The sequence below is a fragment of the Acidisphaera sp. S103 genome (assembly GCF_009765975.1).
In the GTDB taxonomy this organism is placed as follows: Bacteria; Pseudomonadota; Alphaproteobacteria; order Acetobacterales; family Acetobacteraceae; genus Rhodopila.
This window is the reverse complement of sequence record NZ_LMUJ01000079.1, coordinates 21,912-29,411: the sequence shown is the minus strand read 5'-3', so window position 1 is coordinate 29,411 and position 7,500 is coordinate 21,912. Positions and strand designations below refer to the sequence as shown.

9 protein-coding genes (1 of these 9 cut by a window edge) are annotated in these 7,500 nt (G+C 62.8%); 3 read left to right on the top strand and 6 right to left on the bottom strand.

Annotated elements, in window-relative coordinates; translation table 11 throughout:
* The 3 genes in view from GSQ89_RS26615 to GSQ89_RS26605 are tightly spaced (at most 47 nt apart) and all read right to left on the bottom strand, a layout consistent with a single transcriptional unit that may run on beyond the window.
* A protein-coding gene (locus GSQ89_RS26615) for an NAD-dependent epimerase/dehydratase family protein (RefSeq protein ID WP_158930975.1) crosses the window boundary here: on the bottom strand, nucleotides 1-215 show its 5' portion. The gene continues 757 nt to the left of window position 1, outside the view; 215 of the gene's 972 nt are visible here — the first part of the coding sequence; its start codon is at nucleotides 213-215; the stop codon falls past the left edge of the window.
* Nucleotides 212-811, bottom strand: coding sequence for an SIS domain-containing protein (locus GSQ89_RS26610; RefSeq protein ID WP_158930973.1), 600 nt, complete (start codon nucleotides 809-811; stop codon nucleotides 212-214). The genes GSQ89_RS26615 and GSQ89_RS26610 overlap by 4 nt, the downstream gene beginning before the upstream one ends.
* A gap of 47 nt (nucleotides 812-858) precedes the next feature.
* Complete coding sequence (locus GSQ89_RS26605; protein ID WP_158930971.1) at nucleotides 859-1,644, bottom strand: 3-hydroxybutyrate dehydrogenase; 786 nt, start codon at nucleotides 1,642-1,644, stop codon at nucleotides 859-861.
* A gap of 129 nt (nucleotides 1,645-1,773) precedes the next feature.
* On the opposite strand from GSQ89_RS26605, the gene GSQ89_RS26600 reads away from it, so the two are divergent.
* The gene (locus GSQ89_RS26600; RefSeq protein WP_158930969.1) at nucleotides 1,774-2,943 is read left to right on the top strand and encodes a patatin-like phospholipase family protein; all 1,170 of its coding nucleotides are present in this window, start codon (nucleotides 1,774-1,776) and stop codon (nucleotides 2,941-2,943) included.
* A gap of 177 nt (nucleotides 2,944-3,120) precedes the next feature.
* On the opposite strand, the gene GSQ89_RS26595 is transcribed toward GSQ89_RS26600, so the two are convergent.
* Nucleotides 3,121-3,363 (bottom strand): CBU_0592 family membrane protein, encoded by a 243-nt coding sequence (locus GSQ89_RS26595; RefSeq protein ID WP_158930967.1) that lies wholly within the window; start codon nucleotides 3,361-3,363, stop codon nucleotides 3,121-3,123.
* A 216-nt stretch (nucleotides 3,364-3,579) separates the two neighbouring features.
* On the opposite strand from GSQ89_RS26595, the gene GSQ89_RS26590 reads away from it, so the two are divergent.
* A complete protein-coding gene (locus GSQ89_RS26590) occupies nucleotides 3,580-4,062 on the top strand; it encodes a peroxiredoxin (RefSeq protein ID WP_158930965.1) in 483 nt (160 codons plus the stop codon).
* 218 nt (nucleotides 4,063-4,280) lie between these two features.
* The gene (locus GSQ89_RS26585) at nucleotides 4,281-5,723 is read left to right on the top strand and encodes a carbohydrate porin (protein ID WP_158930963.1); all 1,443 of its coding nucleotides are present in this window, start codon (nucleotides 4,281-4,283) and stop codon (nucleotides 5,721-5,723) included.
* Between the two features lie 8 nt (nucleotides 5,724-5,731).
* Here the strand turns inward: GSQ89_RS26585 and GSQ89_RS26580 are convergent, their stop codons facing one another.
* Together GSQ89_RS26580 and GSQ89_RS26575 are read right to left on the bottom strand one after the other, a co-directional pair.
* Nucleotides 5,732-6,478, bottom strand: a complete 747-nt coding sequence (locus GSQ89_RS26580; protein ID WP_158930961.1) for a sulfite exporter TauE/SafE family protein — start codon at nucleotides 6,476-6,478, stop codon at nucleotides 5,732-5,734.
* Nucleotides 6,479-7,500: NAD(+) synthase (locus GSQ89_RS26575; protein ID WP_158930959.1), on the bottom strand; the 1,022-nt coding region annotated here is incomplete at its 5' end. It lies immediately after the preceding gene.

Here is a 7,500-nt window from a genome sequence, read left to right as displayed (position 1 = left end):
ACCAAGCCACCCGCCGCGTCCTTGTCCGACACATCCAGATGATGGAATCCGAAGCCGGCATGCGATCGCAACCGATCCAGCCGGGCCAGCTTCAATCGAACGTCGTAATAGTCGTTCAGGCTATCAACCCCGACGACAATGTCCCCCCGCGCCAGAAGCGCCTCGGCCACATGATACCCGATGAACCCCGCACAGCCGGTGACGAGGATCTTCACGGCATCGGCCGAGCGACGATACGGTCCTCAAGCAGTTCCAGGACGGCGTGACCCAGGGCGATGTGGCATTCCTGGATGCGGGCCGTTTCCGTGTCCGGCACCAGAAGCGCCAGATCGCATAATCCCAGCGCCGGCTCGCCACTGCCACCCAGCATGCCGACAGTGACGATGCCCATCTCCCGAGCCGCATCCAGCGCCTTGATGACGTTGCCGGATCGGCCAGAGGTGGTGATCCCGAACAACACATCGCCGCGTCGCCCTAACCCACGCAAGGGTCGTTCGAACACGCGGTCGTAGCCATAATCATTGCCACAGGCGGTCAGCATGGCGGGATCCAACGTCAGCGCCAACGCGGCGATCGACGGCCGCTCGTGGCTGCCACGCAGGCGGATCAACATCTCGGTCGCCAAATGCTGGCTATCGGCCGCCGATCCGCCGTTGCCGCAGAACATCAGCTTGCCGCCGGCACGCAGACTGGTCTCGCAGGCGTCGACCACCGCGATGACCGCGTCGGCAAGCTCCGTCGCGATCCGGCGCTTCAGCTCGGCCGATTTCGTCATCATCGCCGTAAAGCGGGCGATTTCGGGCTTTTGCATGCGAACTCCGTCAGGTTGGACCGACGGCGTTCTACATCACCGCGATGTTATTGTGCCACCCATCCGCCATCGATCGACAACGGAGTCCCGGTGATCGTGGCGGCCGCATCCGAACACAGGAATACCGCCAGTCCGCCGATCTGTTCGGGCGTGGTGAACTTCACCATCGGCTGCTTCTCAGCCACCAGGTCGTGGGTTTCCTGCTCGACTGTCTTGCCATCCTTCTCCGCGCGGTCGTGCAACTGCTTTTCCACCAGCGGCGTCAACACCCAACCCGGGCAGATCGCATTCACCGTCACGCCGGCATTGGCCAGTTCGATCGCCGCCACCTTGGTCATGCCCAGCACACCGTGTTTCGCGGCGACATAGGCGACCTTCTGCGCACTCGCGACCAGGCCATGCGCCGAGGCGATATTGATGATCCGCCCCCAGCCCTTCGCCTTCATCCCGGGAATGGCGGCCTTCATGCCGTGGAACACACCGGACATGTTGATGGCGATGATCTGGTCCCACCGCTCATCTGGAAAATCCTCGACATTCGCGGTGAACTGGATCCCGGCGTTGTTGACCAGGATGTCCACCGATCCCAGCGTCTTCACCGCCTCCGCCACCATCCCCGCGATCTGCTCCGGCCTGCTGATATCGGCACCGCTGTAGCCAACCTTCCCCCCGTGGGAGGCCGCAATATCCGACCGCAAAGCCTCGATCTGCGCCGCATCCCCGAAGCCATTCAGCATGATATCCGCCCCCTCAGCCGCGAGCGCTCGGGCGATACCCAGCCCAATGCCACTGGTCGATCCGGTGACCAGGGCGACTTTCCCCTTCAGACTCATGGCTCCATCCTTCCACGCACTATCGGCGGCCGTTCATACCGCACCGCATCATGAACCAGCGTTGTCGTCCGTCATAGGACCCTCTATCTACCGCCCGCACGCGAACCTGCCGTGCCGCGGAAGGAAACCATGGACACATTCGGATCCTCGCCGCCGCTTCCTCCCAAGCGTCCCGGGAAAAGATCTTGGCACCCGCGCGGCTGCGACAACATCGCACTCGTGCTGCAAGGCGGCGGCGCACTGGGCGCTTACCAGGCCGGGATCTATCAGGCGCTGGATGAGGCCGGATTACGGCCCGACACCGTCGCCGGTGTTTCCATCGGCGGCATCAACGGCGCGATCATCGCCGGCAATCCGCCCGAACGCCGGGTGGAGCGGTTGCGAGATTTCTGGGAAGGCATCACCGCACGCCCCGTCTCACTGCTCCCCGCCGACGGAGACGCCGCCCGCCGAGCCATCAACATCTGGTCCGCCCTGCTGACCACCACGCTCGGTCAGCCAGGTTTCTTCGCACCATACCCGGTGAACCCGTGGATCAGTCCCCGGGGCGCGACGACCGCGACCGCCTTCTACGACACCACCCCGTTGCGGGAGACGCTGCTGCGGCTGGTCGATTTCGACCTGCTCAACAAAGGCGCGGTGCGCTACGCGGCCGGCGCGGTGAATGTGCTGAACGGCAATTTCGCCTATTTTGACAGCACACAGTCGAGAATCTTGCCCGACCACGTGATGGCGAGCGCCGCCCTGCCGCCGGCTTTTCCCGCCGTACAGATCGGCACCGATCATTACTGGGACGGCGGCCTTGTCTCTAACACGCCGTTGCAGCACGTGCTGGACAATGCCGCATGCCTCCACATGTTGATTTTCCAGGTCGATCTGTTCAGCGCCCGCGGCATGATCCCGCGTGATATGGACGACGTGCTGGCGCGGCAGAAAGATATCCAGTTCTCCAGCCGCACCCGCCTCGTCACCGACTATTTCCGTGAGAAGCACGATCGCGATCTGACGGCGAAGAAACTGTTGGCGAAAATCCCCGACGACCAATTGGACGCGGACGAACGCGCGCTGAAGGTTCGGTTGGCGCACATGCCGGAAGCGACCATTCTGGAACTGATCTACCAGCAAGCCGCCTACGAAACCCAGGCCAAGGATTATGAATTCAGCGCGTCATCGATGCGCGAGCATTGGAACAGCGGCTATCTGGATACCCAACGCACGTTGCGGCACCGGAATTGGCTGGAAGTGTCCGAGAGCGATGCTGGCCTTAGCGTCCACGACATCCATCGCGCTGACGACTGACCGGTGGCTTCCCATTTGGGGTGGGCCGGCCCGCGAACGGACCGGCCCGATCCCCTAACGGCACGAGGGTAAGATCTTTCATAGGGGCTTACCTCCAGATGTTAAGCCGGCGGGGACAATCCCCGTCGGCTTTCTCATATAGACAGCCATTTATGAATGATTGATGCAATCGAACCGCTAGCCCCGCAGGTTCCGCACCAGCCCGTACAGGCTGATCGCCCCCCAGAAACACTCGAGGATCACTGACGGCAGGTTCCACGCGCGGATCAGCGACACCAGAACCAGTGATGCCGCGAGCAGATTGACCGCCGGAAAGCGCCAATCACTCGGCGCCAACCATCCCTGCAAAGTGGCGAAATAGGCCAGGATGAAGCCTCCAGCGCCGACAATGCCACAGACGATATACGGATCGAATCCCATCTTCTCCAACCTTGCGGGCGCGCCGCTGTGGCTACCCGAGACCACGCCAGGCGCCGCAGCGTCTACCCCGTCGGGTAACCGGCTGACAGTCCCCCTTACGCCAGCATGAACGCGTGATGACCCGGGGGTGACTTCTGAAGCGAGGGCGGCTAGGACTCGCGGCCAGTCGCATTGCGGTGCGGCATTTCAGAAACCCTCGCGGGGAGCAAACAGCCCATGACGATCAAGGTTGGTGACACGATTCCGTCCATGAAACTAATGGTCGCGACGGCCGACGGCCCGAAGGAGACCTCTACGGACGATATTTTCAAGGGCAAGAAAGTGGTCCTGTTCGCCGTTCCGGGGGCGTTCACGCCCACTTGCAGCGCCAAGCACCTGCCCGGCTTCGTGCAGAATGCGGATGCGCTGAAGGCCAAGGGCGTCGATACCGTGGCATGCATCGCGGTCAATGATGCCTTCGTCATGGGCGCGTGGGGCAAGGACCAAGGCACGGGCGACAAAGTCACCATGCTGGCCGACGGTGCAGCCGCTTTCGCCAAGGCGATCGGCCTGGAACTCGATCTGAACGCCCGTGGCATGGGTTGGCGCAGCCAGCGCTACGCCCTGATCGCCGAGGACGGCAAGGTGACGCATCTCGGCGTCGAAGCCCCTGGCGGATTCGAAGTCAGCAAGGCCGAGTCGATCCTCGCCGCGCTCTGATACCGATCCGGCGGCCCACGCAGCGCGGGGCCGCCGGCCGAATGCGAGTTCGGTCGTTGTCACGCGATCGTCACGGACAGGGGGTTGCCACCGTAACGGCCGCCTGCTTATTCCGTGCTGAATCGCAGGCATCTGATAAATGGTAATTTCCATATCGCTCCAATCACTCGTCCCGTTTGCCGGTGCTCCGTCGCCGGTCATCGGCCCCGGATTGCCCTATGGCAGTTGAGTCGCCGGCGACCTGTTTGGCACGCGCATCCGGTGTGGCGTCCTCTCTGTTACTGACAGTTCTGGTGCTGGCGTTTCCGACCATCGCCTCGGCTCAGTCGGCGGACAGCGCCACGGTGTCCGCGACCTCGCCCTCGTCGCAGGACAGCGCGCCCGCCGGGTTCTGGCAGCGCGATACCCTGACGGGGAATTGGGACGGTTTGCGCACCAGCCTGGCAGATTCTGGCATCAAGTTCGGTTTGCAGGAGCAAAGCGAGCTATGGGGTAACCAGTCCGGTGGACTACGACGCGGCGTGGTTTATGACGGCCTGACGACCGCCAGCCTGACATTGGATCTGGAGAAATTGACTGGCTGGACGGGTGCGACGTTCTTCGTCGACGCCTATCAGATCCACGGCCGCGGCCCCTCGGGCAATCTTGTCGGCAACCAGCAGATCGTCAGTAACATAGAGGCGACGCGGGACACCAAACTCTATCAATTGTGGATCGAACAGAAGCTGCTGGACGGGCGGTTGACCGTCCGCGTTGGCCAGGAAGGCGCCAACGACCAGATGATGATCACCCAATACGGTGCGCTGTTCCTCAATTCCAGCTTCGGATTCCCCGGACTGCCGGCGGCCGACCTGCCGTCTGGCGGGCCGAATTATCCGATGGCGACGCCGATGGTCCGGGTGCAGTTCCAGGCGACGGACAAGATCACGCTGGTGGGGGCGGTGTTCAACGGTGACCCGGCCCCGCCCGGAACCGGCGATCCCCAATTGCGCGACGCTGGCGGCACGGCCTTCCGGCTAAACGGCCACGCACTGGCGTTCACCGAACTGTGGTATTCCACCAACCAGGGTGACGGGGCCACCGGCCTGCCCGCCACATACAAGCTGGGGGCGTGGTACGACTCGGCGCAGTTCGCAGACCAACTCTACGATACCAGCGGCCTCTCACTCGCCAATCCCAAAAGCTCCGGCGTGCCGCGCGAGCATTCACCGGATTTCGCATTCTACGGCATCGTCGATCAGATGATCTGGCGGAAGCCCGGCAGCAAGCAGTCGGGCGTCGGCGTGTTCCTGCAGGTGATGGGCGCACCCAATCAGTTCAATCTGAGCAATCTGTTCGTCGAGGGCGGCCTGAACTGGATGGCGCCGTTCGCGGGGCGGGACAACGATGTGTTCGGCATCGGTGTATCGTATCTCGGGATCAGTCCCGCCGCACGCCGGTACAGCAGCGAGCTCGTGGCCGCCACGGGCACCGGTCAGCCCTATGCCAGCAACGAAACGGTCGTGGAGGCAACGTATTTGTACCAGGTAACCCCCTGGTGGACGTTGCAACCGGATTTGCAGATCGTGATCAACCCGGGGGCCGGCGTACCAACCAGTCTCAGCACCGCACCGCTGAAAAACGCAATCGTCGGCGGCGTGCGCGCGACCATCGTGTTTTGATTGCGGACTCAGTATTTTCGTAGGAAGAACGCGACCGTGACCGTCGCACTCAGCGCCACGACGAACCACCGCAGCACCACCGGCGACAGATGCCGGGCAAACCGAGCACCGTAGTACCCACCGGCGACGGCGGAAACCATCATGGCGAGGGTTTCCGGCCACCTGACCGCGCCGGCGACGGCGAAACACAAGACGGCGGACCCGTTGGTGACGGTAACGAGCAAGGCGCGCGGCCCGGCCATCGCCTTCAAGTCCGCCGAGTCCAGCAACGTCCACATCGCCATCATCATCAGCCCGACCGCGCCGCCGAAATAGCCGCCATAGATCGATATGACGAATTGCATGACCAGGAACGCCGGCCGTCCGATACGGACATAGCGGTGCAGCCATTCGCCGGCACGGCGCCCGGCGGCGAAGGTCAACGTTGCCAGCAGCAGCAGCCAGGGAATCACCAGATCGAAGGCACCGCCAGGGGTTACCAGCAACAGGATCGCGCCGACCAGCCCACCCGCGAGGCTGATCGGCAGCAGTATCTTTAGCCCGATCCCGGCAACACCGCGCACATCATCCCGATAGGCCCATGTGCTGGCCATCGTGCCTGGAAACAGCGCCACGGTGCTGGAAGCATTGGCGGCGACCGGCGGCAGGCCCGCCAGGACCATGGCCGGAAACGACACGAATGAACCGCCACCGGCGACCGCATTCATTGTCCCGGCTAGCAGTCCGGCCAGGATCAGCGGAAGAAAATGCCACACTTATTCTACCGGAACGTTCTGCTCAAGCTCGGCCAGCCATGCTGCCGCGTTGCCGTCCGACGGCGCGCGCCAGTCGCCGCGTGGCGACAGCGATCCGCCGGCGGACACCTTGGGTCCATTGGGCATGGCACTGCGTTTGAACTGGCTGAACGCGAAAAAGCGCGCCAGGAAGACCTCCATCCAGTGGCGTATCTGTTTCAGATCGTACGCCACCCGCCGATCCGCATGGAAATGCGGCGGCCAGTCGCCGCGGGCTGGGTCTTCCCAGGTGTGCAGCGCCATGAAGGCGATTTTCGAAGGCGCGAAGCCGTAGCGCAGGATGTGGAACAACGTGAAGTCCTGCAGGGCATAAGGCCCGATCTTGGCTTCAGTACTTTGCGGCGTTTCACCCGCACCCACAGGCACCAGTTCCGGAGAAATTTCAGTCGAAACGATCGCGTCCAGCGTCGCAAGCACGTCGTCAGCGAAACGTCTGGTGCCGATGATCCAGCGGATCAGATGTTGAATAAGGGTTTTCGGAACCCCGGCATTGACGTTGTAATGCGCCATCTGGTCGCCGACGCCATAGGTACACCAACCCAGCGCCAGTTCCGAAAGATCGCCGGTGCCGATGACGATGCCACCGTGATGGTTAGCCAAGCGGAACAGGTAGTCGGTACGCAAACCGGCCTGCACATTCTCAAAGGTAATGTCGTAAAGCGATTTGCCTGACGAGTAGGGATGGCCGATGTCGGACAACATCTGTGTCGCTGCCGGTTTGATATCCAGTTCGGCGGCCGTCACGCCCAGCGACTTCATCAGCGCCCAGGCGTTGGACTTGGTGTGATCCGACGTGGCAAAGCCCGGCATCGTGTAAGCCAGAATCCCGTCGCGCGGCAGCCCGAGAAGATCGAACGCCTGGGCGCAGACCAGCAGTGCCTGGGTTGAATCAAGGCCTCCGGAGATCCCGATCACCACCTTCTTCAACCCGGTCGCACGCATCCGCTGCGCCAGGCCGGAGACCTGGATGTTGTACGCCTCGT